The organism is Mizugakiibacter sp. (assembly GCF_039680435.1).
Classification (GTDB): Bacteria; Pseudomonadota; Gammaproteobacteria; order Xanthomonadales; family Rhodanobacteraceae; genus Mizugakiibacter.
This window is the reverse complement of record NZ_JBDKSX010000028.1, coordinates 17,095-41,947: the sequence shown is the minus strand read 5'-3', so window position 1 is coordinate 41,947 and position 24,853 is coordinate 17,095. Positions and strand designations below refer to the sequence as shown.

The window sequence follows — 24,853 nt, the reverse complement described above, 5'->3', positions numbered from 1 at the left end:
CGAAACGAAGGGCGGCCGTCCTGCGGACGGCACCCCCTCACCCCAACCCTCTCCCCGCCGGGGAGAGGGAGCAAGCGCGCTGCATCGCCGATGCGCGCAGCGCGCCCGTCGCGATGCGAGCGGGCGTCCTCAGTGCCCGCCGCTCGCCGCGGGCCCCGCCTTCGGCGCGAACGGCGGCTTGGCCAGCCACACCACCAGCAGCAGGCCGACGAAGATCCAGCCGAGCGCGTGGAACACCTCGTTGAAGCCGATCTGGTAGCCCTGCTGGGTGATCGCCTGGTCCAGCAGCAGCGCCGCGCGCGTCGGGTCGCTGCCGCCCAGCGCGGCCATCGCCTGCCGGGTGCCGGGATCGAACGCGGTGATGTGCTCGGCGAGCTGGGCGTGGTGCGCGATCGCGCGGTGCTCCCACAGCAGGGTGGTGATCGAGGCGGAGAAGCTGCCGGCCAGCGTGCGCAGGAAGGTGGCGAGGCCGGAGCCGGCAGCGATCTCGCGCGGCGCCAGGTCGGACAGCAGGATGGTCAGCACCGGCATGAAGAAGAACGCCACGCCCAGGCCCTGCAGCAACTGCACCAGCGCGACGCGCCCGAAGTCGACGTCGAGGTTGAAGCCGGCGCGCATGAAGCAGGTCGCGCCCATCACCACGAACGCGAAGGCGGCCAGCCAGCGCAGGTCGAAGCGTGTCGCGTAGCGGCCGATGAACGGGGTCAGGATCACCGGCAGGATGCCCAGCGGCGCGCTGGCGTAGCCGGCCCAGGTGGCGGTGTAGCCGAGCTGGCGCTGCAGCCACAGCGGCACCAGCAGCGCGATCGAGAAGAACGCGGCGTAGGCCAGCACCAGCGCCAGCGTGCCGGCGGCGAAGTTGCGGTGGCGGAACAGCCTGAGATCGACGATCGGATCCTTGTCGGTCAGCTCCCAGATCAGGAACAGCGCCAGCGCGATCACCGAGACGATCGAGGCGACCACGATGAACGGCGAGTTGAACCAGTCCTCGTCGTTGCCCTTGTCGAGCACGATCTGCAGCGCGCCGACGCCGATCACCAGCGTGGCCAGGCCGACGTAATCCATCTTCGGCCGCTCGGTCTGTTCCTGCTTGCCGCGCAACTGCGCGGCGATCACCGTGCTGGCGAAGATGCCGATCGGCACGTTGATGAAGAAGATCCACGGCCAGTTGTAGTTGTCGGTGATCCAGCCGCCGAGGATCGGGCCGACGATCGGCGCCACCACGGTGACCATCGCCAGCAGCGCCAGCGCGTGGCCGCGCTTGTGCGCGGGGTAGACCGAGATCAGCAACGCCTGCGTGATCGGGTACATCGGCCCGGCCACCGCGCCCTGCAGCGCGCGGAAGCCGACCAGCATGCCCATGCTCTGCGCGATGCCGCACAGGAACGAGGCCAGCGAGAACAGCAGCGTGGCCAGCACGAACAGGCGCACCTCGCCGAAGCGGCGGGTCAGCCAGCCGGTCAGCGGCAGCGCGATGCCGTTGGCGACGGCGAAGGAGGTGATCACCCAGGTGCTCTGCTGCGCGCTGACACCGAGGTTGCCGGCGATGGTCGGCAGCGAGACGTTGGCGATGGTCAGGTCCAGCACCTGCATGAACGTCGCCAGCGACAGGCCGATCGTGGTCAGCGCCAGGTTGGGCGGACGGAATTCGGGGGCGCTCATCGTCGCGTCGGGGCCTGGTCGGATTGCGGGATGGATGCGGGGAGCCGGGCCGCGCGGCGTCGCCGCGGGCGGCCGGCATGCGGCGGCGCCGCGCCGCTCAGTCGCGCCGGGCCACGCGGCGGCCGGTATCCGCGTTGGCGTGGACGATGGCGCGGATCAGCGCGTCGGCCTCGCCGTCGTGGCGGTCGTAGACGTCGGTGCTGAACGCCGGCTGCTGCGGCGGGCGCTGCGCCAGCATCGGGCCGGACCGGTCGTGCAGGCCGACGTCGACGTCCATCGACAGGCCGATGCGCAGCGGATGCTTCTGCAGTTCGCGCGGATCGAGCGCGATGCGCACCGGCACGCGCTGCACGATCTTGATCCAGTTGCCGGTGGCGTTCTGCGCCGGCAGCAGCGCGAACGCGCTGCCGGTGCCGACGCCGAGGCTCTCGACCTTGCCGTGGAAAGCGACGCCGTCGCCGTACAGGTCGGAGCGCAGCGTCACCGGCTGGCCGATGCGCATGTGCTCGAGCTGGGTTTCCTTGAAGTTGGCGTCGACCCAGACCTGCTGCAGCGGAATCACCGCCATCAGCGCGGCGCCCGGCTGCACGCGCTGGCCGACCTGCACGGTGCGCTTGGCGACATAGCCGCTGACCGGCGCGATCAGGGTGGTGCGCACGGAGTCGAGGTAGGCGCGGCGCAGCGCGGCGGCGGCGGCCTGCACCTCGGGATGCGAGGCGATCACGGTGTCGTCGACCAGCGCCCTGCTGGCGCCCAACTGCTGCTGCGAGGCGGCCAGCGCGCTCTGCGCCGCGGCCAGCGCGTCGCGCGCGTGCGCCAGCTCCTCGGCGGAGATCGCGCCGCTCCGGGCCAGGCCCTCGCGGCGCGCGTAGTCGGCGCGCGCCTTGTCCAGCGCGACCTGCCTGGCGGCGACGTCGGCCTCGCCGCCGCTGACGTTGCTGTACAGGCCGCGCACCTGGCGCACGGTGCGCGCCAGGTTGGCCCTGGCCTGCTCCAGCGCCACGTTCACGTCGCTGGGATCGAGCCTGACCAGCACCTGGCCCTTGGTCACCCGGTCGCCGTCGTCGGCGCCGATGCTGACCACGGTGCCGGCGATCTGCGGCGTGATCTGCACCACGTTGCCCTGCACGTAGGCGTCGTCGGTGGTTTCGTTCCAGCGCCCGACGATGAGGTACCACAGGCCGCTGCCGACCGCGGCGAGCACGACGACGGCCAGCAGCAGGCGCAGCAGGAAGCGGCGGCGGCCGTTGCCGGGCGCGGCGGCGGGAGCGGCATCGTTCTTGGCGTAGTTTTCGGTGGTCATGGGGTGCGTCTCAGGGAGTCGGCGCCGGCGCGGCGGTGCGCGCGGCGATCGGGTCGGGGGCGTCGGCGGCGGCGCGGAAGCCGCCGCCGAGCGCTTCGATCAACTGCACGGAAGCGTCGAGGCGCGCGCTGCGCAGCGTCGCCATCTGCTGCTCGGCGCCGATCAGCGGCTGCTGCACGGTCAGCACTTCGAGGTAGCTGCCGACGCCGGCGCGATAGCGCTGCATGGCGAGGTCGAAGGCGCCGCGCTCGCTGTCCAGCGTCTGTCGCTGCGCGTCGACCTGGACGTCCAGCGCGCGCAACGCGGCGACGCCGTCGGCGACGTCGCGCAGCGCGTTCACCAGGATCTGGTTGTACTGCGCAACCGCCAGGTCGTACTGCGCGTCGCTGCCGGCGAGGTTGGCGCGCAGGCGGCCGCCGTCGAACAGCGGCAGCGACAGCGCCGGCGCGAACTGGTAGTAGCGGCTCGGCGCGGTCAGCAGGCCGTCGGTGCCGAGCGCGGCGAAACCGACCGCGGCGGCGAGGTTGAGATTCGGATAGAACGCGGCCTTGGCGGTCTTGATGCGCTTGCCCGCGGCTTGCACGCGCCAGCGCGCGGCGACCACGTCGGGACGGCGGCCGAGCAGTTCCGCCGGCACGCTGGACGGCAGCGCCAGTGCGGCGGGCGCGAGCGGCCGGGGGCGTTCGATCGCGAGTCCGCGGTCGGGGCCGCGGCCGAGCAGCGCGGCCAGCGCGGCGCGCGCCGTGTCGATGTCCTGCTGCGCCGCGGCCTGGCGCTGCTCGGCGGCGGGCACGGCGGCCTCGGCCTGTTTCAGCTGCAACTGGTTGTCGATGCCGGCCTGCACGCGCTGGCGGGTCAGCTCGAGCGTGTGCTCGGCACGCGTGCGCTCGTCGCGGGCGAGGTCCAGCCGTTCGTAGCCGTTGGCCAGCGCGAGATAGGTGCGGGCGATGTCGGCGGACAGGGTCAGTCGCGCGGCCCGCGCGTCCACCTCGGCGGCGCGCGCTTCGCCCAGCGCCGCTTCCCACGCCGCGCGCTTGCCGCCCCACAGGTCGAAGCCGTAGGCGAACTTCAGCGACAGCGTGTTCAGCGCACTGTAGTGCCCGCCCATCGGCGGTTCGAGCACCGTCTGCGGGATGCGGATGCCGGAGGAGCCGGCGTTCGCGGTCACCTCCGGCTTGCGCGCGGCATCGGCGGCGCCGGCGTCGGCCTGCGCCAGGCGCACGCGCGCGTCGGCGGCGGCGAGGCCGGGGTTGCCGGCCAGCGCCTCGTCGATCAGCGCGTCGAGCTGCGCGTCGCCGAGCGCGCGCCACCAGTCGGTCGCGGGCCAGTCGGCGCGCAGCGGCGCGCCGGCCAGACTGCGTTCGGCGTGCAGTTGCGCCGGATCGAGCGCGGTGCCGGACGGCTGCAGGCCGCGCGTGCTGGCGCAGCCGGCGAGCGTCACGGCCAGGCCGAGCGTCAAGGCAGAGGTAAGCGAACGCATGATGGTTGCCCGAACAGTAGTTGCCGTGGCCTCAATGGCCGTCGCGCAGGGCGGTGAGGATGCCGTCCAGCATCGCTTGCAGTCGGTCGCGTTCCGTCGCAGCGAGGTTGCGCGTGGCCCGGGCGAGCGCGCGCTCGCCGCAGGCATGGATGTCGGTCCACAGCGCCTGGCCGGCTTCGGTCAGGGCGATGCGCAGCGCGCGGCGGTCCTGCTCGTGCGGCTGCCGGCGCAGGTAGCCCTTGGCTTCGAGCCGATCGAGCAGGCGCGTGGTGGCGCCGGCATCGAGGTTGATCATGCGCGCCAGCTCGCCGGCGGCCATCGGGCCGTGCGCGGCCAGCTTCTTCAGCGCCAGGTACTGGCTGAAGTTCATTTCGAAGCCGTGCGCCGCCAGTTCGCGCTCCAGGTTGCCGATCAGCTCATTGCGCACCCGGCAGAGCAGCGCGCCGAGGTTGCTGTCGGAGAGCGGTGTGGGCATGGGGGAGGAATCCATGCCGCGCATTCTATGGACTGGATTATAGTTGTCAAGGCAACTAATTCACCAAAAAAGAGCCCCGGCGAACCGGGGCTCTCGGAGGGCGCCGCGCCCGCGCTCAGGCGGCGCTGCGCAGGTGACCCAGGAAACGGCCCAGCGCGCCGTTCAACTGGACGATCTCGTCGTCGCTGGCCCCTTCCACGCAGCGCTTCAGGGCATGGTCGCCACGCGCCTGGGCGCGGTCGAGCAGGGCGCGGCCGCTGTCGGTCAGCGCGTAGCGGGACGTGCGCGTGCCGTCGAGCCGGCGCAGGTGGCCCTGGCGCTCGAGCCGGCCGCAGGTGCGCTTGAGCACGTCGCGGTCCTGGCGCAGCGCGGCGGCAAGCTCGGCGACCGTCATCGGACCCTGCGTCTCGAGGCGCTTGAGGCCGACGTACACGATGTAGCTCTCGACACCGACCTCGGCGAGCTCGCGCTCGACGCGGCCGAGCATCTCGCTGCGGACTTGGGAAACCAGGACGACCAGATCGTGTTCGGCCGAACGGGGCATGGCGTGTTGCGTGGTCATGGGTGCTTCCTCAGGGATGGACAGCGCGCCTTGGCTAAACCAGTTTGTTGGGGCTGTCAAGCAACGACCGGCGGGAGAGGAAAGCGCACGCCGGACCCGCAGGGGCGCGCCGGTGCCGCACGCGGCACCGGCACCCGCTCAGCCGCCGGGCCTGAGGTAGCGCGTGAACAGCTCGTGGATGCGCCGGTATTCGTCGTACCAGGAATCGGCGTGGACGAAGCCGTGGCGGTCGAGCGGGTACAGCGACAGCCAGAAGTTGTCCTTGTGCAGCTCGATGAAGCGCTGGTACAGGCGGATCGAATCGCTGGCCAGCACGTTGTTGTCGATCAGGCCGTGGCAGACCAGCAGCGGGTCGCGCAGGTTCTCGGCGTATTCGATCGGCGAGCTGATGCGGTAGGCCTCGGGATCGAGGCGCGGGTCGTCGAGGATGTTGGACGTGTACTCGTGGTTGTACGTGGTCCAGTCGGTGACCGGCCGCAGCGCGGCGCCGGCGGCGAACTCGCCCGGCGCGCGCAGCAGCGCGATCAGCGTCATGAAGCCGCCGTAGCTGCCGCCGTAGATGCCGACGCGCTGCGGATCGACGGCGTGCTCCTTCACCAGCCAGGCCTTGCCGTCCAGCAGGTCCTCCAGCTCCGGATGGCCCATCTGTCGGTAGATCGCCGTGCGCCAGGCGCGGCCGTAGCCCTCGCTGGCGCGGTAGTCCATGTCGAGCACGACGTAGCCTTCGGCCAGCAGCAGGTTGTGGAACATCTGCTCGCGGAAATAGTACGGCCAGCTCGAATGCACGTTCTGCGTGTAGCCGGCGCCGTGCACGAACAGCACCGCGGGATGCGGCTTCGTGGCGTCGTAATCGGCCGGTTCGTAGAACTTGGCGTGGATCGCGCCGGCGCCGTGGGTGGAGAGCACCTGCACGTACTCGGGTTCGACCCAGTGCAGCGCCTTGTATTCGGGCGTGCGCGTGTCGGTCAGCGTGCGCGCGCCGCTGCCGTCGGCGTTCGCCACCGCGAGCTGCGGCGGCACGTAGGCCGAGGAATGCAGCACGGCGAGGCGGCTGCCGTCGGGCGAGAGCAGGAAATCGTCCATGCCGCCGAAGGCGGTGACGCGGGCCAGCTCGCCGCCCGTCGCGGGAATGCGGTAGACGTCGTAGCGGTACGGCGCCTCGCGATTCGTGCGCAGGTAGAACCACTTGCCGTCCGGCGACAGCACCGGGTGCGAGACCTCGAATTTGCCCGCGGTCAGCGCACGCGCCCTGCGCGCATCCGGCGGCTTGACGTAGAGCTGCGACCAGCCGGTTTCCTCCGACAGGTACCACAGCGTGCGGCCGTCCTTGAGGAAGCCGAAATCGTTGAAGTTCCAGTTGATCCAGGCGTCGTCGTGCAGGCGGTGCTGCGGCACCAGCGCGTGCTTGCCGAAGTCGACCGTGGCGATCCAGCGGTCCTTGTTGTCGATCGCGCGCAATTGGATCGCGAGCTGGTCGCCGTCCTCGCTCCACACGATGCCGCCGCCGCCGCCGTCCTCGGCCTCGGCGACGATGCGCACCGCGCGCACTTTCGGCGCTTCCAGCGCCTTCGCCTCGTCGGCGTGGCCGTCCTTCGCCAGCGCCGCGATCGCCTTGGCGCGCAGCGCCTTCAGCGGATCGTCCTTGATGCCGGGCAGGCCGTCGGCCGGCAGCGGATAGCTCGCGTGCGCGGCGAGATCGAGCAGGCGCAGGCTCTGCGGCGCCGGCGCGTCGCGGTCGACGTAGGTGCGCGCCTTCTCGGTCGCGGCATAGCCGTCGTCGGTGACATAGCGCATCAGCTCCGGCTTGCGGCCTTCGGCGGCGTTCTTCGCCGCGGTGACCACCAGCATCCAGCGGCCGTTCGGCGACAGCTCGGTGTCCAGCACCTGCACGTCGTCGCCGAGGTAGAACGGCCGCGCGACGCGGGTCGGGTCGGCCTGGTCCAGCGCCTGCTCGCGCGCGCGCTGCGCGTCGCGGTCGGCCTTGGCCTCGCGCAGCGTCTTGAACAGGCGCAGCTGCATGCGCTCGAGATCGCCGGGCCGTTCGGCATCCGGATCCTTGGCGGTCTTCAGCAGCGCCGCCGGCGCGGTCACGCCGCTGCCGAGCGTGTAGACGAACCAGTCGTTGTCGACGCGGAACTGCAGCGCGCTGCCGTCGGCGGAGAACTGCGGCGCGGCCTCGCGTTGCGGCGTGCGCGTCACCTGCAGCAGGCGGCCGCTGGCGAGCTCGCGGATGAACACGTCGCCGTGGCGCACGAACGCGGCGCGCGTGCGCGCGCGGTCGTATACCGCGGGGCCGCCGTCGGCGTCGGCCAGCGCGGCGTCGTCGAGTTTCGCGGTGGGGCCGCCGGCCGGATCGACGCGGTAGAGATCGCGCAGCGGGCTGCCGCTGCGCTTGAGCTGGTAGTAGATGCTGCGGCCGTCGGCGCTCCAGTACGGCTGCTCGACCGGCGGCCCGATCCAGTCCGGGTCGGCCATGATCTGTTCCAGCGTGATCGGCGCGGGCGCCGCGCGCAGCGGCGCGGCCGCGCAGGCGAGCAGGGCCACGGCGGTGGCGAGTACGGAGCGGCGCATGGAGTTCCTCCCGGACGAAAGCGCGGAGGATAGCCGAGCGTCCGCGCGCGGCCACGGGCCGGAAGTCGCGGTGCGTGCCGTGGCCCTTCGTGGCGGCTTCCGCCGCGATCGCCGTGCTTGCGGTTCGCGGCCGCGGCCGCTGCACCGGCCTGCACGCCGCGCTTCCCGCGCGCGCGCGCTTGCGGCACCATGGCGCATTCGTTTGCCGCGGATGCCGCCATGCTGCCCTGCGTCGAGATCGAGACCGGCCCCGCGCCGCGCCATGCCGTGCTGTGGCTGCACGGCCTCGGCGCCGACGGCCACGATTTCGAGCCGATCGTGCCGGAGCTGGTCGCGCCCGGCTGGCCGCCGCTGCGCTTCGTGTTCCCGCACGCGCCGGTGCGCCCGGTCACGCTCAACGGCGGCGCGCCGATGCGCGCCTGGTACGACCTGCGCACGCTCGATCTCGCCGGCCGCCAGGACGAGGCCGGCATCCGCGCGTCGGTCGACGAGGTCGAGGCGCTGCTGGCGCGCGAGTACGCGCGCGGCATCGCCCCGCAGCAGTTGATGCTGGCCGGCTTCTCGCAGGGCGGCGCGATCGCGCTGGCCGCCGGCCTGCGCCATGCCGGGCGGCTGTCCGGCATCGTCGCGCTGTCCACCTACCTGCCGCTGGCCGAGGGCACCGCGGTGGAGTCCAGCACCGCCAACGCCGCGGTGCCGATCTTCTGGGGCCACGGCAGCCTCGATCCGATCGTGCCGCTGGCGCTGGGCACGCGCTCGCGCGAGTACCTGCAGCAACTGGGGCACGCGGTGGAGTGGCACGACTACCCGATGGCGCACCAGGTCTGCGCGCAGGAGATCGCCGACCTGCGGATCTGGCTGGCCGCGCACCTCGGCTTCTGAGCCGGTCCGGTATGCTGCGACGGGGCGGCCGCCGCCGCCGCGCGAGGCGCACGAGATGACCGATCCGCTGCACGCCGAGGAGACGCGCCTGCCGCAGTTCTGCGGCCTGCCGGCGCTGGCCGCGGCGGTGGGCGTGGCCGAGCTGGTGGTGCTGGTGATGGCGCTGGCGCCGGATTCGCCGACCTCGTTCCGCGCGCTGTCGACCGCCAGCCTGCTGGTGGTGTGGCTGGCGCTGCTGGTCACGGTGGCGCTGTGCAAGTTGACGCCGTGGCTGCGCCGCCTGTTGCCGACGCAGGCCTACTTCGCCGCGTGGGCGGCGATCGTCGCCATCGTCGCCGCGGCCAGCGGCATCGTGTGGTGGCTCGACCACGCGCTGGACACCGCGCTCACGCCCGACGGCGGCGCGCGCTTCGTGCTCGGCAACGCGCTGCTGGCGGCGCTGCTGGGCGCGGCGCTGCTGCGCTACTTCTACGTGCTCGCGCAGTGGCGCTCGCGCCTCGCCGCGGTGGCGCGCGCGCAGGTCGAGGCGCTGCAGGCGCGCATCCGCCCGCACTTCCTGTTCAACAGCATGAACACCGTCGCCGCGCTGGTGCGCGTCGACCCGGCCGCGGCCGAGCGCACGCTGGAGGACCTGGCCGAACTGTTCCGTGCCGCGCTCGGCGCCGACGGCCGCGTCGGCACGCTCGGCGAGGAGCTCGACCTGATCGACCGCTATCTCGCCATCGAGCAACTGCGCCTCGGCGAGCGGCTGCGCGTCGAGCGCGACCTCGACGCCCTGCCGCGCGCGCTGCCGCTGCCGCCGCTGCTGCTGCAGCCGCTGGTCGAGAACGCGGTGCTGCACGGCATCCAGCCGCGGCCCGCCGGCGGCTGCGTGCGCATCGCCGGGTGGCGCGAGGCGGACGCGGTGGTGATCGAGGTGGCCAATCCGCTGCCGGCGGACGCGGCCCGCGCCGCCACCGCGCGCAACGGCCACGGCCTGGACAGCGTGCGCCGCCGCATCGGCTACCATTTCGGCGCGCGCGCCGCGCTCGAGGTGGCGCGCGACGACGACGGTTTCACGGTCACCCTCCGTCTGCCCGATGCGCATCCTGATCGCCGATGACGAACCGCTGGCGCGCGCGCGCCTGGCCGCGCTGCTCGGCGAGTGCGCCGGCGCCGAGCTGGTCGGCGCGGTTGGCGACGGCGAGGCCGCCTTGGCCGCGTGCGCCGAACTGAAGCCGGACGTGCTGCTGCTCGACATCGAGCTGCCCGGCCTCGACGGCCTCGGCATCGCGCGCCGCCTGGCCGCGCTGCCGGCGCCGCCGCAGGTGGTGTTCTGCACCGCCTACGAGGCGCACGCGCTGGAGGCCTACGAGCTGCGCGCCGCCGACTACCTGCTGAAGCCGGTGCGCGTCGAGCGCCTGCGCGAGGCGCTGAAGCGCGCCGGCGCGCTGCGTGGCGACGCCGGCGCGAACGCGCGCGCGTATCTCGTCGCGCGCATGGGCGGCGAGCTGAAGCGCGTGCCATTGGACGAAGTGGTCTACCTGCTCGCCGACGAGAAATATGTCGCCGTGCACCACGTCGGCGGCGTGCTGCTGCTGGAGGATTCGCTGCGGACGCTGGAGCAGGCGCATCCCGAGCGCCTGGCGCGGCTGCACCGCAACTGCCTGGTGCCGGTCGAGCGCCTGCTCGGCCTGAAGGCGCTGGCCGACGGCCGCATCGTCGCGCGCCTCGCCGGCGCCGAGGTCACGCCCGAGGTCAGCCGCCGCAACCTGCCGGCGCTGCGCCGGCTGCTGCGCGAGAGCTGATTTCATCGGACAATCCGCGGATGAAGAACGACATCCTGCGCATCGCCACCCGCAAGAGCGCGCTCGCGCTGTGGCAGGCCGAGCACGCCGCCGCGCGGCTGCGCGCGGCGCATCCCGGCCTCGCCGTCGAGCTGGTGCCGCTGACCACGCGCGGCGACCAGATCCTCGACCGACCGCTGGCGACGATCGGCGGCAAGGGGCTGTTCCTGAAGGAGCTGGAGGTCGCGCTGCTGCAGGGCAGCGCCGACCTCGCCGTGCACTCGCTGAAGGACGTGCCGGCCGAACTCGACCCCGGCTTCGCGCTGGGCGCGGTGCTGCCGCGCGCCGATCCGGCCGACGCGTTCGTCAGCAATGCCTACGCGACGCTGGCCGACCTGCCCGAGGGCGCGCGCGTCGGCACCTCCTCGCTGCGCCGCCAGGCCCAACTGCGCGCGCTGCGCCCCGACCTGGAGCTGCTGGACCTGCGCGGCAACGTCAATACGCGCCTGGCCAAGCTCGACGACGGCGGCTACGACGCGATCGTGCTGGCCTGCGCCGGGCTCGAGCGGCTCGGCCTGGCCGCGCGCATCCGCGCGCGGCTGGACGCGCCGCGCTGGCTGCCGGCGCCGGGGCAGGGCGCGATCGCCGCCGAGGTCCGCGCCGGCGACACGCGCGTGCTGGAGCTGCTGGCGCCGCTCGAGGATGCCGATACCCGCCGCACCACCGCCGCCGAGCGCGCGATGAACGAGGCGCTGGGCGGAAGCTGCACGGTACCGGTGGCGGCCTGGGCCGTGCTCGGCGAGCGCGGCCTCGCGCTGTACGGGCTGGTCGGCGACCCCGCGCGCGGCACGCTGCTGCGCGCGCATGCCGAAGGCGACGCCGGCGCGCCGGCGGAACTCGGCCGCGCAGTGGCGACCGCGCTGTTCGCACAGGGTGCCGCCGGATTCCTCGACGCGCCGGCCGGCGATACGCGTCGCGTCGAATCGCCGTAGGGCGGAATCCACGCAGCGGCTTCCGCCGGGTCGCCTTTGCATCCGGCGCCGTTGCGGCGGATACGCGGCTGCGCCGCGGATCCGCCCTGGGCCGCCGTCGCGATGCCCGATGGCGGGTCAAGCCCCCCACGGGAAGCGTGCGCTCCGCGCACGCCGCTTCGCCCGTCTCCCGTCCTCAAAAGCTGTAAACGAGATTGGTCGTCCACAACTGGTCGGTGCTCTTGGTGCCGGGCGAGGTGTCGCTGTTGTAGCGCACCTGGTAGCCGAGCTTGAGCGCGAGCGTCTCGGTCATGCTGACCGCCAGTCCGGCATCGTTCTGCGCGTAGCGGTTGTCGGTGCCGGCTTCCACCAGCACGGTGTCCTCGAAGCGGGTGCTCGCGGTCAGCCGGTATTTCCAGTTGGCCAGGCCGCGCACGATCGGCTCGCCCTGCGCGGCGGGCCGCACCAGCAGGGTCTGCGGCGGGGTGACGCCAGTGTCGGTCACGTAGTAGTCGGCCGGCTGGTAGCGCTTGTAGCCGGGCGCGATTTCGAACGACAGCTCGGTGCGCCCGTTCTTCAGCGCGATGTAGCCGAAGCCGAGCGAAGCCGCCGCCTGCCAGCGGTTCGCCGCGAAGTCGTCGTGTTCGTAGCGCAGCGCGCCGACGACGTAGGCGCGCGGATCGTACTTGTAGCCGAGCGAGGCGCCGGCGTCGTAGCGGTTGGCGGTGGTGCTGTAGCGGTCCTCGCTGACGGCCTGGCCGTTCTGCAGCGTGGTCACCGTGGTCTCGCCCTTGGCGCGCAGCGCGGTGAGGAAGAAGTTGTTCCGCCACACCTCGTCGTCCTTGCTCAGGCCGAGCTTGGCGTTGAGGTTTTCCGAGTGCGAGTTGCCCTGCGAGGCGGCGTAGCCGAATTCGCCGCTGCCGGCCCAGCCGCCGCTGTCGGCGGCGGTCGCGGAGGCATCGGCGGAGGCGGGGGCGGCGTCCTGCGCGGCGGCGGCCAGCGGCAGCGCGAGCAGGAGGGAGAAGGCGATGGTGGTGCGTTTCATGTGGCGCATGGCTTCGGGCAGTAGGTAAAGCACGGGATGCTAGGCGGACGCGTTGAATCGCGGGTGAATGCGCGTGCGCGGCGGCGCGTCGAATGCCGCCGCGCGGAGCGGCGCGAGCGGCAGCGCGCAGGCCGGCGGTGCGGTGCGCGGCTACGGGGCGCGCGCGCGGCTGTGACACACTAGACGCCCATCATGCAGCCGCGGCCCGCCGACCGCGCCGACGAACGCCATGGACCGTTACGAGCGCATCCTCACCCTGCACCGCATCCTGAAGTCCTCGCGTTACCCGGTGTCGCTGCCGCGGCTGAAGGACGAGCTGGCCTGCTCGCGCGCCACCGTCTACCGCGACATCGCGTTCCTGCGCGACGGCCTCGGCGCGCCGGTGGAGAGCGCCGAGGAAGGCGAGGCCAGTGCGTTCCGCTACGCCGCCGGCGAGGCCGAGCGCTTCGAGCTGCCCGGCCTGTGGCTGACCAGCGAGGAGCTGGCCGCGCTGATGGCGCTGCAGGAGCTGATCGGGCGCAGCGATCCCGGCGTGCTGGCCGGCGCGCTGGCGCCGTTCAAGGCGCGCATCGAGCGCCTGCTGAGCGACCACGCCAGCGGCAAGGCGCTGCCGGTCGAGCGCATCCGCGTGATCGCCTCCGGCGCGCGGGCGCTCGACCAGCAGGTGTTCCGCGCCGTCGCCGGCGCGGTGCTGGAGCGCCGGCGCCTCACGTTCCGCTACCGCGCGCGCACCACCGACGCCGAGACGCAGCGCACGGTGTCGCCGCAGCGCCTCACCCACTACCGCGACAACTGGTACCTCGACGCCTGGGACCACCGGCGCGAGGCGCTGCGCAGCTTCGCCGTCGACCGCATCGCCGACGCGCGCGCGCTGGACGAGCGCGCGGAGGACCGCGGCGCCGCCGAGCTCGACGAGATCCTCGCCTCCAGCTACGGCATCTTCGCCGGCAAGCCGAAGGCCTGGGCCACGCTGCGCTTCTCGCCGCGCGCCGCGCGCTGGGTCGCCGACGAGCACTGGCATTCGCAGCAGCAGGGCCAGTGGCTGGCCGACGGCCACTACGAGCTGCGCGTGCCGTACTCCAATTCGCGCGAGCTGCTGATGGACGTGATGAAGTACGGCCCCGACGCCGAGGTGATCGCGCCGCTGCCGCTGCGCGAGGAAATGAAGATCCTGCTGAAGCTGGCGCTGGACGGCTACGCGCAGCCGCCGCGGTGAGGCGTGTAGTCGCCGTCCGCGCTAGGGCGGCGTCGCCGGGACGCGGCCGGCAGCCGCCGTTTTCAGTGCAGCGCCGGTCCCAGCACCAGCGCCAGTGCCGCGACCGCGGCGCCGAGTGCACTGACGGCAATCTGCCGCGCGCTGCGCCCGCGCGCCCACATCCACAGGCCGGACAGGCCGAGCAGCACCATTCCCAGTGCGAAGCTGTCGGCCAGCAGCACCCAGGCGGCGCCGCCGCCGACGGCCTTGTGCAGGCGGTTGAACGCCGCAAGCCAGCTCTGTCGGTCATGCCTGACCACCACTTCCGCCGCCCCCGACGTGTACTGCAGCGACCACGACGCCCGTACATTGCCGCCGGACAGGTTCCATTGTTCCGGCCCCGCATCGCGGCCACGCGGCGGTCCCTTGCGGATGCTTCGCGCATCGAGCTGCTGGCTTTGGCGCAGCCAGAGCGACAGCGCCTCCGCCGACGTGCGCGCCTGTGTCGGGACCGCGAGGACGACGCGTGCGGCTTCCACGCTCTTGCCTTGCGGCCACGGTCTGTCGCCCAGGCGGTGGTTCATCACCAGTCCGGTGAAGCCGTAGAGCAGCGCAGCCAGCGCGCCCCAGGCGCCGACCCACATGTGCAATCGGCGCATCCAGCGGTAGCCGGTGCTTGTGCGCCTGGGAGCGGCGGCGGCCGTGTGCATCGCGGGTGGTGGCTCAGTAGTGGAAGTTGACGCTCAGCCATGCGCTGCGCGGCGCGCCGGGGCTGATGTTGTTGTTGCTGTTGGCGCTGGCGAAGTAGCGTTTGTTGCCCAGGTTCTCGATGTTGAGCTGCACCTGCATCGAGGGGTCGAGCGTCCAGTAGAGCGCCGCGTCGACGCGGGTGAAGGCGGGCAGCGTCACTTGGTTGTCGACGTTGGCGAAGATCGCGCCGCGGTGGACGATGCCGAGGCCGGCACCGAACTTCTGGCTGAAGTCGTAGCGGTTCCACAGCGAAACCGTATGGCGCGGCAACTGCGCCAAGCGGTTGCCCTTGACCGCGGTGGCCGACTGCGTGGCGGTGATTTCGCCGGTCTGGTACGCATAGCCGCCCATTACCTGCCAGGCCGGCGTGATGTGGCCGGCGATGCCGAGTTCCGCGCCCTTCGCGACCTGGCCGTCGACCAAGATCATGCGGGTGGCGTCGTCCGGATCGACGATGGCCACGTTGCCGCGGTCCAGGCGATACATGGCCGCGCTGGCCTGCAGGTCCGGGCGGATGTCCCACTTGGCGCCGATCTCGCGGTTGAGGAAGCTTTCCGGTTCGAGCGACGCGTTGCTGGCGTTGAGCGAAGCCAACTGGTCCCCGGCGCGCGGCTGGAAGGCCTTGCTGTAGCTGGCGTACAGCGAGATGTCGTCGACCGGCTTGTAGATCAGGCCGGCGCGCGGCGACCACGGGTCGTCGTCGCTGCGGAAGTCCTGGCTGTTGCGGTTGTTGTGCAGGTCGACACGGAAGTCGTCGCGGCGCACGCCGAGGATGGCCAGCCAGTGCGGCGACAGTTCGATCTGGTCCTGCAGGTAGAGCGCCGCGACCCTCGCGACGCCGTGGTTGTCGGCATCGGTGGCGCTCTGGCGGAACTCGACCGGGACGTCGACCGTCGGACTGGACAGCGGCACCACGTTGGTACCCGGCGCGAAGTAGCCGGTCATGCGGAAGTTGTCGGTGACCTGGAGGCCCAGCTCGGCGCCCGCCAGTACGGTGTGCTGGATGCCGCCGGTGGCCGCCTTCCATACCAGGTCGGTCTGGTTGAACAGGTTCCTGCGCGCGGTGGCATTGTTGTAGGCAGACAGCGTGACCATGGTGCCGGTGCTGTCCACCGCGCCCGGGAACACGTTCTGGTACATCTTGTCGTAGTCCGCCCAGCGCAGATGGTTGCGCAAGCTCAGATCGTCGCTGAAGGTGTGTTCGAGGGTGGCGTCGAATGCGTCCACCGTGGCCTTGGTCCGGCTGAGATCCGGATTGCCGAAAAACGTGGACGGGTCCGTGTCCACCGGCCTGCCCTGGAAGGAAGGGACGCCGCGGTCGGCGGTGCGCCCGTCGTGGAAGTGTTCGTACGACAGGTGCAGGTGGGTGTCCGCGCCGAAATCGATGCCGAAGGTGGGGTTGGCGCCGTAGCGTTCCAGCTCGAACTTGTCGCGGAAGCTGTTGGAGTTCTCGTAGACGGCATTGATGCGGAAACCCGCGTCATCGCCGATGCCGGCACCGTAGTCCAGGGTGCCGCGTCGCCGCTGGTCGGAGCCGAGCTGCAGGCTGCCGCTGCGGTGGTCCATGCCGTCGGCTTGGCGCGTCACGCGGTTGATCACGCCGCCGCTGCCGCCGCGGCCGAAGATCATCGCGTTCGGGCCTTTGAGCGCCTCCACGCGCTCGAGATTGTAGACGTCTCGGTAGTACTGCACGTCGTCGCGAATGCCGTCGACGAAGAAATCGCCGGTGGAACTGATGCCGCGCAGCACCGCCGTGTCGCGGTTGCCTTCACCCTGCGCCACGCCGATGCCGGGCATGTAGCGGAAGGCTTCGGCCATGCTGGTCATCGCCTGGTCGGCGATCAGCTTGTCGGTGACCACAGTGACCGCTTGCGGCACGTCCAGGAGCGGGGTGTCGGTCTTCGTTGCGCTGCGCGTGTGGCGCGCGCTGTAATCGGGCAGGTAGCGCTGGCCGGTCACGACGACGCTTTCCAGCTCGGTCGCCTCATTGGATCCGTTGGCATCTTCTTCCGCGGCATGACCGGCAGGCTCGGCGGCGTGGGCAGGTGCGCACGGCGCCAGCCCGAGCGCGAACGCAAGCGCAAGCGGGAATAGGGGCAGGCGGATGGCGCGCGTCTGCAATGGGGAACGCATGATGACCTCGTTGGCGTGGGACGACGCCGCATGTGGCGTGTTAGGGCGCGCATCGTAATGCGACGTATTCTCAATTGCAATTGATTCGCAATAGCGCCCGAGGACGCCGCAGCTAGGCCTGCCCGCGGAAGGCGGCCATACTTTCTGTAGCCGGTTGCGCCCCGGCTTCGAGGTCCGCCTTGGTCAGGCGTGAACCCGCCGGTGGCGCTGCGACGGGGCGCAGCTCAGGTGCGATTCGGGGACGGCCAGCGAAGATGCCGGACATGAACGATCCCGCGGTTTCCGCTACGACGGCGGACGCTTCGCCGCGCCGGCCCCGCGTCGCGCTCGCGCTCGGCTCCGGCGGCGCCAAGGGGCTGGCGCACATCGGCGTGATCGAGGCGCTGGAGGCGGCCGGCTTCGACATCGTCGCGATCGCCGGCAGTTCGATGGGCGCGCTGGTCGGCGGCACCTATGCCGCTGGTCGCCTGGGCGTCTACCGCGACTGGGTCAGCGCGCTGCAGAAGATGGACGTGCTGCGCCTGGTCGACTGGACCCTGTCCGGCGGCGGCCTGATCAAGGGCGAGCGCATCATCGCCGTGCTGCGCGAGCTGATCGGCGAAATCGACATCGAGGCGCTGCCGGTCACCTTCACCGCGGTCGCCACCGACATCGACCGCCAGCGCGAGGTGTGGCTGACGCGCGGCCCGCTGTTCGATGCGATCCGCGCCTCGATCGCGATCCCGACGATCTTCCGCCCGCACCAGCTCGACGGCCGCCGCCTGGTCGACGGCGGGCTGATGAACCCGGTGCCGCTGACGCCGCTGCTGCGCGAGCCCAGCGACTACATCATCGCGGTCAGCGTCAACGGTCCCGAGGAGGCGTTGGCGCCGCAGCGCGAGGCCAGCGCCGGCCCCGGCCACAACGGGCTGCGGCAGAAGATCGCCGACTTCGTCGAGCGCACCGTCGGCGGCCATGCCGGCACGGAGCGCGAAACCGGCTGGCTGGAAATCATGGGCCGCGCGCTCGACCTGGTGCAGGACAACCTGGCGCAACTGAAGCTCGCCGCGCACCGCCCGGACCTGCTGATCGAGATCCCGCGCAACGCCTGCGCGGCGTACGAGTTCTACCGCGCCGAGCCGATGATCGCGCTGGGCCGCGAGCGTGCGCAGCGCGCGCTCGCGGCGTGGGAACCGCTGCGGGCGCGCGACGCTGCCGGCGCACCGCCGATGCCTGTCTAGGCAATCAATCGGCCGCCGCCGCGGCGCTACGATGGCGCGCCCCTGTCGGGCCATTGGGAGGAGCCATGAACACGACCCTGCGTGTTGCCGGCTGCATCGCCCTGGCGCTGAGCGCCACCGCCCTCGCCGACGACAAAACCAAGACCCCGCCGCCGATCAACGCCGAGCAGCAGGCGATGGCGGACGCCTACCAGCGCATGGGCGAGGTGCGCGCCGAGCACAAGCGCCTCGCCTACTTCGTCGGCAACTGGCAGGCCCGCATGACGACCTGGATGGACCCGAAGGCGCCGCCGCAGACCAGCGAAGGCAAGTCCAGCAGCGAAGCGGTGTTCGACGGCCGCTACATCCAGACGCGCCACGAAGGCACGTTCATGGGCCAGTCCTACCGCGGCGAAGGCGTGCTCGGCTTTGACAACCTGCGCGGCCGCTACTTCAACACCTGGATGGACAACATGTCGACCGGCATCTGGCTGGCCTGGGGCAGCTATGACGCGGCCAGGAACGCTTATGCCTTCCATGGCCAGATGGACGACCCGATGAAGCCGGGCGCCAAGGTGCCGGTGCGCGAGGTGATCCGCATCGTCGATCCCGCCCACTACGTGTTCGAGTGGTACGAGACGCGCAAGGGCAAGGAAGCGAAGACGATGCAGATCGAGTACGCCAGGCAGTGAGCGCATGCCGGGGCCGCGGGCGGCTCCGCCCCCGATCCGGCATGTCGCGGGAGCGGCTGCAGCCGCGGGTGGCGTTCGGCATCGCGAGCGAAGCCACCCCCGCGCTCGTTCGGGCCAGGGTGAGCGCAGCGCGTCCCGCCGGCGTCACAGCGCGGTGAGGTTGGCGTAGGCCAGCACCAGCCACTTCGCGCCGGCGTCCTCGAAGTTGACCTGCACGCGCGTGTGCGCGCCGGAGCCTTCGGCGGCGACCACCACGCCCTCGCCGAAGCTGGCGTGGCGCACGCGCTGGCCGAGGTGCAGCGGCATCGCCTCCAGCGGCGCGCTCTCGGCGAAGCGGCCGGCGTAGGCGGGGCGGCTGACCTTGGGGCGCGGGCGCACCTCGTCCAGCAGCTCGGGCGGAATCTCGGCGAGGAAGCGCGACGGCCGCGCCAGCATCTCCACGCCGTGCAGGCGGCGCGATTCCGCATAGCTGATCAGCAGGCGCTGGCGTGCGCGGGTGATGCCGACATAGGCGAGGCGGCGCTCTTCCTCGAGGCGGCCTTCCTCCTCGACGGAACGCTGGCTGGGGAACAGGCCTTCCTCCAGCCCGGCCAGGAACACCACCGGGAACTCCAGGCCCTTGGCCGAGTGCAGCGTCATCAGCTGCACGCAGTCGTCGCCGGCCTCGCCCTGGCCTTCGCCGGCTTCCAGCGCGGCGTGGGCGAGGAAGGCGGCGAGTTCGGACAGTCCCGCTTCGACGTCGTCGGGCGTCAGTTCGAAGCGGCTGGCGACGTTGACCAGCTCGTCCAGGTTGTCGACGCGCGACTCGGCGTTGCCGCGCGAATCCTTCTCGTAGTAATCGCGCAGGCCGCTGACGGCGATCGCATGTTCGAGCTGTTCGGAGAGGGGGAGCGCGGGGCTCGGGATCCGGGGGCCGGGGCCCGGGAATGGCGACGCGGGGCTCCGTGTTTCATCGGGCGCGACGGCGGCGCCCGCTTCCGCGGAAGATTCGGGGATCGCCGCGCTCTCTGCCTTTCCGGGTCCCGAGTCCCGGATCCCGAGTCCCGCGAAGTCCCGCGCCATCCCGTCGATCAGCGCCAGAAACCCCTTCAGCGCGTTCTTCGCACGCGCCGCGAGGCCGCCGCCGGACAGCTCGGCCAGCGCGGCCTCCCACAGCGAGGTCTGCTCCGCGCGCGCGCGCCGGCGCAGCGCGTCCAGCGTGCGCTCGCCGATGCCGCGCGGCGGCGTGTTGACCGCGCGCTCGAACGCGGCGTCGTCGTGGCGGTTGGCGGCGAGGCGCAGGTACGCCAGCGCGTCCTTGACCTCGGCGCGGTCGAAGAAGCGCAGGCCGCCGTAGACGCGGTAGGGCACGTCGTGCTGGATCAGCTGCTCTTCGAAGTTGCGCGACTGCGCGTTGGAGCGGTACAGGATGGCGAGGTCGCTGGCCTTGCCGCCGCCGGCGATCCATTCGCGCACGCGCTCGACCACGAAGCGCGCCTCGTCCTGCTCGTTGTAGGCGGCGTACAGCGCGATCGGCGCGCCCGGCTCGCCGGCGGTCCACAACTGCTTGCCGAGGCGCGTGCTGTTGCGCGCGATCACCGCGTTGGCGGCCTTGAGGATGGTGGACGTCGAGCGGTAATTCTGCTCCAGGCGGATGGTCTTCGCGCCGGGGAAGTCGCGCAGGAACTGCTGCACGTTCTCCACCTTGGCGCCGCGCCAGCCGTAGATCGCCTGGTCGTCGTCGCCGACCACGAACACCTGGCCGGTGCTGCCGGCGAGCACGCGAATCCAGGCGTACTGCAGCGTGTTGGTGTCCTGGAACTCGTCGACCAGCAGGTGCCGCCAGCGCTCGCGGTAGTGCGCCAGCAGCGCCGGCTCGGTCAGCCACAGCTCGTGCGAGCGCAGCAGCAGCTCGGCGAAATCGACCAGCCCGGCGCGGCGGCAGGCGTCCTCGTAGGCGCGGTAGATGTCGAGCAGCGTTTTCGCGACCGGATGCTGGTGGTGCTCGATGCTGTCCGGGCGTCGGCCCTCGTCCTTCCAGCTGTTGATCTGCCAGGCGGCCTGGCGCGGCGGAAAGCGCGCCTCGTCGATGCCGAGGCCGGCGACCACGCGCTTGACCAGGCGCTGCTGGTCGTCGGCGTCGAGGATCTGGAACGTCTCCGGCAGCTTCGCCTCGCGCCAGTGCCGGCGCAGCAGGCGATGGGCGATGCCGTGGAAGGTGCCGACGGTCAGCCCGCGCGAACCCTGCGGCAGCAGGCCGTCCAGGCGCGCGCGCATCTCGCCGGCGGCCTTGTTGGTGAAGGTGACCGCGAGGATCGCCCACGGCGGCACGCGCTCGACCTCGGTCAGCCAGGCGATGCGGTGGGTCAGCACGCGCGTCTTGCCGGAACCGGCGCCGGCCAGCACGAGATAGTGGCCGGGCGGCGCGCTGACCGCCTCGCGCTGGGCGTCGTTGAGATGGTCGAGCAGGTGGGACACGTCCATCCGCCGATTGTACCGGCGCATCGCGCGTCGCCGCGGAATCTTGGCGGCCGTCGCGCGATCCCTCATGCTGATGCGCATGCGCGCCTGGCTTCTGCCGTTTGCACTGTTGCCGCTCGCCGTGGCGAACGCCGCCGTGCATTACCGCCTGCGCTACGACGCCGCGGACGCGTCGATGGCGGTGGCGCTGTGCAGCGACGCCGCGCAGGCCGAACTGCGCCTGATCGCCGACGACGATGCGCCGCGCTACGTGAGCGGGCTCGTGCGCGACAGCGGCGCGCCGGTGGTGCGTGCGGGCGGCGCATGGGTCGCCCGCGATTGGCGCGCCGGCGAATGCCTGCGCTATCGCGCCGACCTTGGCCGCATCGCCGCCGCGCAGCGCCCCGACGTCGGCTGGCGCCGTGGCGACGACCTGCTGACTTCGCCGACGCTGTGGCTGCTGCAGCCGGCCGATGCGGGCCGCGCCGACGCCGAAGTCGCGCTGCCCGCCGGCTACGCGCTGTCGGCGCCGTGGCAACCGCTGCCCGCGGACGCCGGCGCGCGCTGCTACCGCATCGCGCTGACGCCGCTGGACTGGGCGGCGACGGTGGCGGTCGGGCGCTTCGTCGAGATGCCGCTGGCGCTGCCGGGCGGCACGCTGCGCATCGCCATCATGGACGGCGCCGACGCCGCGCAGCGCGCGGCGCTGCGCGCATGGCTGGCGCGCGTCAGCCAGGCGGTGCTGGACGGCTACGGCCGCCTGCCGATTCCCGATGTGCAGGTGCTGGTGGTGCCGGTGTCGCGCCGGCATGGCGGCGACGCGGTGGTGTTCGGCGAATCGACGCGCGGGCAGGGCCACGCGCTGATCCTGCGGGTCGATCCGGCCGCGCCGCCCGAAGCGTTCGCCGACGACTGGATCGCCGTGCACGAGCTGTCGCACCTGTTCCATCCCTACCTCGGCGACGACGGCCGCTGGCTCGCCGAGGGGCTGGCGACGTACTACCAGGAAGTGCTGCGCGCGCGCGCCGGCCTGATCGGCGCGGACGACGCCTGGGGCCGGCTCGACGCCGGCTTCGCGCGCGGCCGCGCCGACGCGCATCCGGGCATGACGCTGGACGCGGTGTCGGAGCGGATGATGGATCTGCGCGCGTTCATGCGCGTGTACTGGGCCGGCACCGCGTACTGGCTGCAGGCCGACGCGGCGCTGCGCCGCGCCAGCGGCGGCCGCTTGAGCGTGGACGTGGCGCTGGCGCGCTTCCGCGACTGCTGCCTGCCCAGTCACCGCGCGTGGACGCCCGCGGCGTTCGTCGCCAAGCTGGACGCGCTGACCGGCGGCGACAGCTTCGCGCGGCGCTATCGCGCGTTCGCCAACGCGACGGCGTTTCCCGATCTCGCGCCGACCTACGCGGCGCTCGGCCTGCGCGCGCAGGCGGACGGCGCGCTGCACATCGGCGGCGACGTGGATGCCGCGGCGCTGCGCGATGCGATCATGGCGCCGTCGCGGACGGCGGGCGCGGCGGCCGTCGCGCGCTGAGCGCTCAGTTTTTCTTCAGCGCGCCGGCCAGCAGCAGTACGCCGCCGACCGCGATCAGGCCGTAGCCGACCGGCGCGGGGACCGGCTTCTCGGTGGTGGTCTTGATCTCGAGGCCGCCGAGCTTGGCCGCGGTCTCGGTGTCCTTGTAGGTGCCCTTGCCGGCCAGCACCCAGATGCCGCCCAGCGCCAGCGCCAGGCCGATCACGAACATCGCGATGCGCATCGCACGCTCCTCACTCGTCGTGCGGCCGATGGTACGCGAGCGGTCGCGGCTCGGGAACCGGCGCGGCGCGCGCGTCGTCGACCAGCTGCACGCCGGGCAGCGACAGCACCCAGTCCGCGCCCATCAGTTGCGAGGGCGTGTAGTAGCCGCCGGCGGGATGCGCGTCCAGCACGTGCGCGACGATGCCCAGCGCGGCGTCGACGGTGAGCGCGTAGCCGTTGGGCGTGCGCAGCGCCAGCTTCGCCTCGCTGCCGTCGGCGGCGCGCGCCTCGCCCCACACGTAGCAGCCGCTGCGCGCGCGGCGCTCGGCGGACGGGCCGCGCGTCGCGCCCGCACGCCGCTTGGCGAACGCCTCCACCGGCTTCAGCCGCAGCAGCGGCCGCGCCCAGCGCAGCCAGCGCATCTGCCGGATCGTCGCCGGCGGCAGCGCCATGTAGGTTTCGACGTTGGGGATGCCGGTGGAGACGTACGCCGTGTAGACGTCGCCCCACGGGATCGTCACCGCGCTGCGCGGCTGGCCGTCGCGCACGAAGCTGCGCACCTTCCACGCCAGCGGCACCTCCTTCAGCTCGCCGCGCAGGCGGATGCGGCCGCCGGCGCACAGGCCTTCGATCGCGGTGCGCGCGGTGCCGGGGCTGGGACCGCCGCCGGCCTCGAAGGCCAGCACCAGCTCGTCGGCGCGCGGCAGGCGGCGCTTCAGCATCGCCGCCAGCGAGTCGGTCGGCACCACGTCGAAGCCGACCCCGGGCGCGACCACCACGCCGCGCTCGCGCGCGCGCTCGTGCCGCGCGTGGCAGTGCGCGAACGCGTCGATCTCGCCGCTGATGTCGAGGTAGTGCACGCCGCGCGCGAGACAGGCTTCCAGCAGCGGCCTGCAGGTCGCGGAGAACGGGCCGGCGCAGTTCAGCACCAGCTCGACGTCGTCCAGGCTGCCCTCGACCGACCGCGCGCCCAGCAGCGCGAACAGGCGGCGATGCAGGCCGAGTTCGGCGGCCAGCGCGTCCAGCGCCTCGCGATTGCGCCCGGCCAGCAGCGGCTTCAGACCGCGCGCGACGGCGGCGTGCGCGATCAGCCGGCCGGTGTAGCCGTTGGCGCCGTAGATCATGAAGCGCGACATGCGGGCCTCCTTGGAGAGCGTCGCCGCGGTCGGCGGCTAGTCGAGCAGGGCGGTGCCGACCGCGCGCAGGAGCAGCAGCATTTCCACGCACGCCAGCGCGAGCATCACCGCGATCGCCAGGGCCCACTGGCCGGCGTCGCGGCGGCGGAAGCGCACCTCGCTGCCGAGGCTCGTGTCGTAGACGGTGCGGCCCTGCGCCTTCACCTGCGCGTAGGCCATCGCCTGCGTGACCAGGGTGGCGATCGGGATGCCGGCGCACAGCGCGCGCGCGAACACGTGCAGCTCGCGCCGCAGCGCGCCCTTCGCGTCGAGGCGCGCGCCGCCGGCGCCGCGCAGCTCGACGCCGAGCAGGCGCTTGCCCGGCGTGGTGCCCCAGCGCGCCAGCGAGGCCGCGACCAGCGCGCAGCCGACCGCGGTGAACGCGATGCCCTGCAGCGTGGTTTCGGTGAAGCTCTGCCCGAGGCCGCCGGTGACGGCGGCCGGCGGACCCAGCGCCCAGGTCCACGCCAGGCCGATCAGGGTGAAGTCGATCTGGCGCGCGAACCAGCGCCGCCACGGATGTGCGGCGTCGCTTTCGTAGCCGGCCTCGGCCGGCGCGGCGGTGGTGGCGTCGTCGGACATGCGGCGCTCCTCGGCGGACCGCCCGAGTGTGCCTGAAAAAACGCGCCGCAGAAAAAGAATGCCCCGAGGGCTAGGGGGGAGCCCTCGGGGCCTGGGTGGAGCCGGACCTGGGGAGGGATCCGACTCCCGTGGTTCACTCAGGGAGGTGAGTGAGCCGGGCGCCGTTGCGTGCACCCGCGAGCTTAGATGCGGACGCGGGCGCGAAGTTCAAATGCGTCGCCGGAAACGGTTTA

21 protein-coding genes are annotated in these 24,853 nt (G+C 72.2%); 8 read left to right on the top strand and 13 right to left on the bottom strand.

Annotated elements, in window-relative coordinates:
* Positions 1 to 129: 129 nt before the first annotated feature.
* From ABFC67_RS03080 to ABFC67_RS03055, 6 genes are all read right to left on the bottom strand, one after another.
* The gene (locus ABFC67_RS03080) at positions 130 to 1,662 is read right to left on the bottom strand and encodes a DHA2 family efflux MFS transporter permease subunit (protein ID WP_346736576.1); all 1,533 of its coding nucleotides are present in this window, start codon (positions 1,660 to 1,662) and stop codon (positions 130 to 132) included.
* A gap of 97 nt (positions 1,663 to 1,759) precedes the next feature.
* The gene (locus ABFC67_RS03075) at positions 1,760 to 2,965 is read right to left on the bottom strand and encodes an efflux RND transporter periplasmic adaptor subunit (RefSeq protein ID WP_346736575.1); all 1,206 of its coding nucleotides are present in this window, start codon (positions 2,963 to 2,965) and stop codon (positions 1,760 to 1,762) included.
* 10 nt (positions 2,966 to 2,975) lie between these two features.
* Positions 2,976 to 4,445 (bottom strand): efflux transporter outer membrane subunit, encoded by a 1,470-nt coding sequence (locus ABFC67_RS03070; RefSeq protein ID WP_346736574.1) that lies wholly within the window; start codon positions 4,443 to 4,445, stop codon positions 2,976 to 2,978.
* A 31-nt stretch (positions 4,446 to 4,476) separates the two neighbouring features.
* Complete coding sequence (locus ABFC67_RS03065; RefSeq protein WP_346736573.1) at positions 4,477 to 4,920, bottom strand: MarR family transcriptional regulator; 444 nt, start codon at positions 4,918 to 4,920, stop codon at positions 4,477 to 4,479.
* Positions 4,921 to 5,035: 115 nt separating this feature from the next.
* Positions 5,036 to 5,482, bottom strand: a complete 447-nt coding sequence (locus ABFC67_RS03060; RefSeq protein ID WP_346736572.1) for a hypothetical protein — start codon at positions 5,480 to 5,482, stop codon at positions 5,036 to 5,038.
* A gap of 138 nt (positions 5,483 to 5,620) precedes the next feature.
* The gene (locus tag ABFC67_RS03055) at positions 5,621 to 8,053 is read right to left on the bottom strand and encodes a prolyl oligopeptidase family serine peptidase (RefSeq protein ID WP_346736571.1); all 2,433 of its coding nucleotides are present in this window, start codon (positions 8,051 to 8,053) and stop codon (positions 5,621 to 5,623) included.
* A gap of 219 nt (positions 8,054 to 8,272) precedes the next feature.
* Between ABFC67_RS03055 and ABFC67_RS03050 the strand changes: the two genes are divergently transcribed.
* From ABFC67_RS03050 to hemC, 4 genes are read left to right on the top strand one after another with little or no spacing between them, the layout of a single operon-like run.
* Positions 8,273 to 8,935 carry a carboxylesterase gene (locus ABFC67_RS03050; protein WP_346736570.1) on the top strand — a complete coding sequence of 221 codons (663 nt, stop codon included), beginning with the start codon at positions 8,273 to 8,275 and terminating at the stop codon, positions 8,933 to 8,935.
* A gap of 55 nt (positions 8,936 to 8,990) precedes the next feature.
* Positions 8,991 to 10,037 carry a histidine kinase gene (locus ABFC67_RS03045; protein ID WP_346736569.1) on the top strand — a complete coding sequence of 349 codons (1,047 nt, stop codon included), beginning with the start codon at positions 8,991 to 8,993 and terminating at the stop codon, positions 10,035 to 10,037.
* Positions 10,015 to 10,722: a LytTR family DNA-binding domain-containing protein gene (locus ABFC67_RS03040; protein ID WP_346736568.1), complete on the top strand. Its 708-nt coding sequence runs from the start codon at positions 10,015 to 10,017 to the stop codon at positions 10,720 to 10,722. Before ABFC67_RS03045 ends, ABFC67_RS03040 begins: the two co-directional genes overlap by 23 nt.
* A 20-nt stretch (positions 10,723 to 10,742) precedes the next feature.
* On the top strand, positions 10,743 to 11,693 hold the full coding sequence (hemC, locus tag ABFC67_RS03035; RefSeq protein WP_346736567.1) for a hydroxymethylbilane synthase: 951 nt from the start codon (positions 10,743 to 10,745) through the stop codon (positions 11,691 to 11,693).
* 175 nt (positions 11,694 to 11,868) lie between these two features.
* On the opposite strand, the gene ABFC67_RS03030 is transcribed toward hemC, so the two are convergent.
* Positions 11,869 to 12,717 (bottom strand): DUF481 domain-containing protein, encoded by an 849-nt coding sequence (locus tag ABFC67_RS03030; RefSeq protein WP_346736566.1) that lies wholly within the window; start codon positions 12,715 to 12,717, stop codon positions 11,869 to 11,871.
* 229 nt (positions 12,718 to 12,946) lie between these two features.
* On the opposite strand from ABFC67_RS03030, the gene ABFC67_RS03025 reads away from it, so the two are divergent.
* Positions 12,947 to 13,933 (top strand): YafY family protein, encoded by a 987-nt coding sequence (locus ABFC67_RS03025; RefSeq protein WP_346736565.1) that lies wholly within the window; start codon positions 12,947 to 12,949, stop codon positions 13,931 to 13,933.
* Positions 13,934 to 13,995: 62 nt separating this feature from the next.
* On the opposite strand, the gene ABFC67_RS03020 is transcribed toward ABFC67_RS03025, so the two are convergent.
* Both ABFC67_RS03020 and ABFC67_RS03015 read right to left on the bottom strand, forming a co-directional pair.
* On the bottom strand, positions 13,996 to 14,622 hold the full coding sequence (locus ABFC67_RS03020) for a PepSY-associated TM helix domain-containing protein (RefSeq protein ID WP_346736564.1): 627 nt from the start codon (positions 14,620 to 14,622) through the stop codon (positions 13,996 to 13,998).
* A 13-nt stretch (positions 14,623 to 14,635) separates the two neighbouring features.
* Positions 14,636 to 16,795: a TonB-dependent siderophore receptor gene (locus ABFC67_RS03015; RefSeq protein ID WP_346736563.1), complete on the bottom strand. Its 2,160-nt coding sequence runs from the start codon at positions 16,793 to 16,795 to the stop codon at positions 14,636 to 14,638.
* 263 nt (positions 16,796 to 17,058) lie between these two features.
* Here ABFC67_RS03015 and ABFC67_RS03010 point away from each other — a divergent pair, with 263 nt between their 5' ends.
* Entirely contained in the window at positions 17,059 to 18,015 is a 957-nt protein-coding gene (locus tag ABFC67_RS03010) for a patatin-like phospholipase family protein (protein WP_346736562.1), read from the top strand.
* Positions 18,016 to 18,080: 65 nt separating this feature from the next.
* The gene (locus ABFC67_RS03005; protein WP_346736561.1) at positions 18,081 to 18,686 is read left to right on the top strand and encodes a DUF1579 domain-containing protein; all 606 of its coding nucleotides are present in this window, start codon (positions 18,081 to 18,083) and stop codon (positions 18,684 to 18,686) included.
* 144 nt (positions 18,687 to 18,830) lie between these two features.
* Here ABFC67_RS03005 and ABFC67_RS03000 read toward each other — a convergent pair whose 3' ends face one another.
* On the bottom strand, positions 18,831 to 21,149 hold the full coding sequence (locus ABFC67_RS03000; RefSeq protein WP_346736560.1) for a 3'-5' exonuclease: 2,319 nt from the start codon (positions 21,147 to 21,149) through the stop codon (positions 18,831 to 18,833).
* A 64-nt stretch (positions 21,150 to 21,213) separates the two neighbouring features.
* Between ABFC67_RS03000 and ABFC67_RS02995 the strand changes: the two genes are divergently transcribed.
* Complete coding sequence (locus ABFC67_RS02995; RefSeq protein WP_346736559.1) at positions 21,214 to 22,659, top strand: hypothetical protein; 1,446 nt, start codon at positions 21,214 to 21,216, stop codon at positions 22,657 to 22,659.
* A gap of 4 nt (positions 22,660 to 22,663) precedes the next feature.
* Here ABFC67_RS02995 and ABFC67_RS02990 read toward each other — a convergent pair whose 3' ends face one another.
* Genes ABFC67_RS02990 through ABFC67_RS02980 form a run of 3 tightly spaced genes read right to left on the bottom strand, consistent with a single transcriptional unit; the run spans position 22,664 to position 24,620 of the window.
* A complete protein-coding gene (locus tag ABFC67_RS02990) occupies positions 22,664 to 22,882 on the bottom strand; it encodes a hypothetical protein (RefSeq protein WP_346736558.1) in 219 nt (72 codons plus the stop codon).
* A gap of 10 nt (positions 22,883 to 22,892) precedes the next feature.
* Positions 22,893 to 23,999, bottom strand: a complete 1,107-nt coding sequence (locus ABFC67_RS02985) for a saccharopine dehydrogenase NADP-binding domain-containing protein (protein ID WP_346736557.1) — start codon at positions 23,997 to 23,999, stop codon at positions 22,893 to 22,895.
* 36 nt (positions 24,000 to 24,035) lie between these two features.
* Positions 24,036 to 24,620 carry an RDD family protein gene (locus ABFC67_RS02980; protein WP_346736556.1) on the bottom strand — a complete coding sequence of 195 codons (585 nt, stop codon included), beginning with the start codon at positions 24,618 to 24,620 and terminating at the stop codon, positions 24,036 to 24,038.
* Between the last annotated feature and the right edge of the window lie 233 nt (positions 24,621 to 24,853).

Bases quoted from the DNA above. Each gene is read 5' to 3' on its own strand.
- ABFC67_RS03080 (WP_346736576.1), bottom strand. From the start codon at position 1,662: ATGAGCGCCCCCGAATTCCGTCCGCCCAACCTGGCGCTGACCACGATC.
- ABFC67_RS03075 (WP_346736575.1), bottom strand. From the start codon at position 2,965: ATGACCACCGAAAACTACGCCAAGAACGATGCCGCTCCCGCCGCCGCG.
- ABFC67_RS03070 (WP_346736574.1), bottom strand. From the start codon at position 4,445: ATGCGTTCGCTTACCTCTGCCTTGACGCTCGGCCTGGCCGTGACGCTC.
- ABFC67_RS03065 (WP_346736573.1), bottom strand. From the start codon at position 4,920: ATGCCCACACCGCTCTCCGACAGCAACCTCGGCGCGCTGCTCTGCCGG.
- ABFC67_RS03060 (WP_346736572.1), bottom strand. From the start codon at position 5,482: ATGACCACGCAACACGCCATGCCCCGTTCGGCCGAACACGATCTGGTC.
- ABFC67_RS03055 (WP_346736571.1), bottom strand. From the start codon at position 8,053: ATGCGCCGCTCCGTACTCGCCACCGCCGTGGCCCTGCTCGCCTGCGCG.
- ABFC67_RS03050 (WP_346736570.1), top strand. From the start codon at position 8,273: ATGCTGCCCTGCGTCGAGATCGAGACCGGCCCCGCGCCGCGCCATGCC.
- ABFC67_RS03045 (WP_346736569.1), top strand. From the start codon at position 8,991: ATGACCGATCCGCTGCACGCCGAGGAGACGCGCCTGCCGCAGTTCTGC.
- ABFC67_RS03040 (WP_346736568.1), top strand. From the start codon at position 10,015: ATGCGCATCCTGATCGCCGATGACGAACCGCTGGCGCGCGCGCGCCTG.
- hemC (WP_346736567.1), top strand. From the start codon at position 10,743: ATGAAGAACGACATCCTGCGCATCGCCACCCGCAAGAGCGCGCTCGCG.
- ABFC67_RS03030 (WP_346736566.1), bottom strand. From the start codon at position 12,717: ATGAAACGCACCACCATCGCCTTCTCCCTCCTGCTCGCGCTGCCGCTG.
- ABFC67_RS03025 (WP_346736565.1), top strand. From the start codon at position 12,947: ATGGACCGTTACGAGCGCATCCTCACCCTGCACCGCATCCTGAAGTCC.
- ABFC67_RS03020 (WP_346736564.1), bottom strand. From the start codon at position 14,622: ATGCACACGGCCGCCGCCGCTCCCAGGCGCACAAGCACCGGCTACCGC.
- ABFC67_RS03015 (WP_346736563.1), bottom strand. From the start codon at position 16,795: ATGCGTTCCCCATTGCAGACGCGCGCCATCCGCCTGCCCCTATTCCCG.
- ABFC67_RS03010 (WP_346736562.1), top strand. From the start codon at position 17,059: ATGAACGATCCCGCGGTTTCCGCTACGACGGCGGACGCTTCGCCGCGC.
- ABFC67_RS03005 (WP_346736561.1), top strand. From the start codon at position 18,081: ATGAACACGACCCTGCGTGTTGCCGGCTGCATCGCCCTGGCGCTGAGC.
- ABFC67_RS03000 (WP_346736560.1), bottom strand. From the start codon at position 21,149: ATGGACGTGTCCCACCTGCTCGACCATCTCAACGACGCCCAGCGCGAG.
- ABFC67_RS02995 (WP_346736559.1), top strand. From the start codon at position 21,214: ATGCTGATGCGCATGCGCGCCTGGCTTCTGCCGTTTGCACTGTTGCCG.
- ABFC67_RS02990 (WP_346736558.1), bottom strand. From the start codon at position 22,882: ATGCGCATCGCGATGTTCGTGATCGGCCTGGCGCTGGCGCTGGGCGGC.
- ABFC67_RS02985 (WP_346736557.1), bottom strand. From the start codon at position 23,999: ATGTCGCGCTTCATGATCTACGGCGCCAACGGCTACACCGGCCGGCTG.
- ABFC67_RS02980 (WP_346736556.1), bottom strand. From the start codon at position 24,620: ATGTCCGACGACGCCACCACCGCCGCGCCGGCCGAGGCCGGCTACGAA.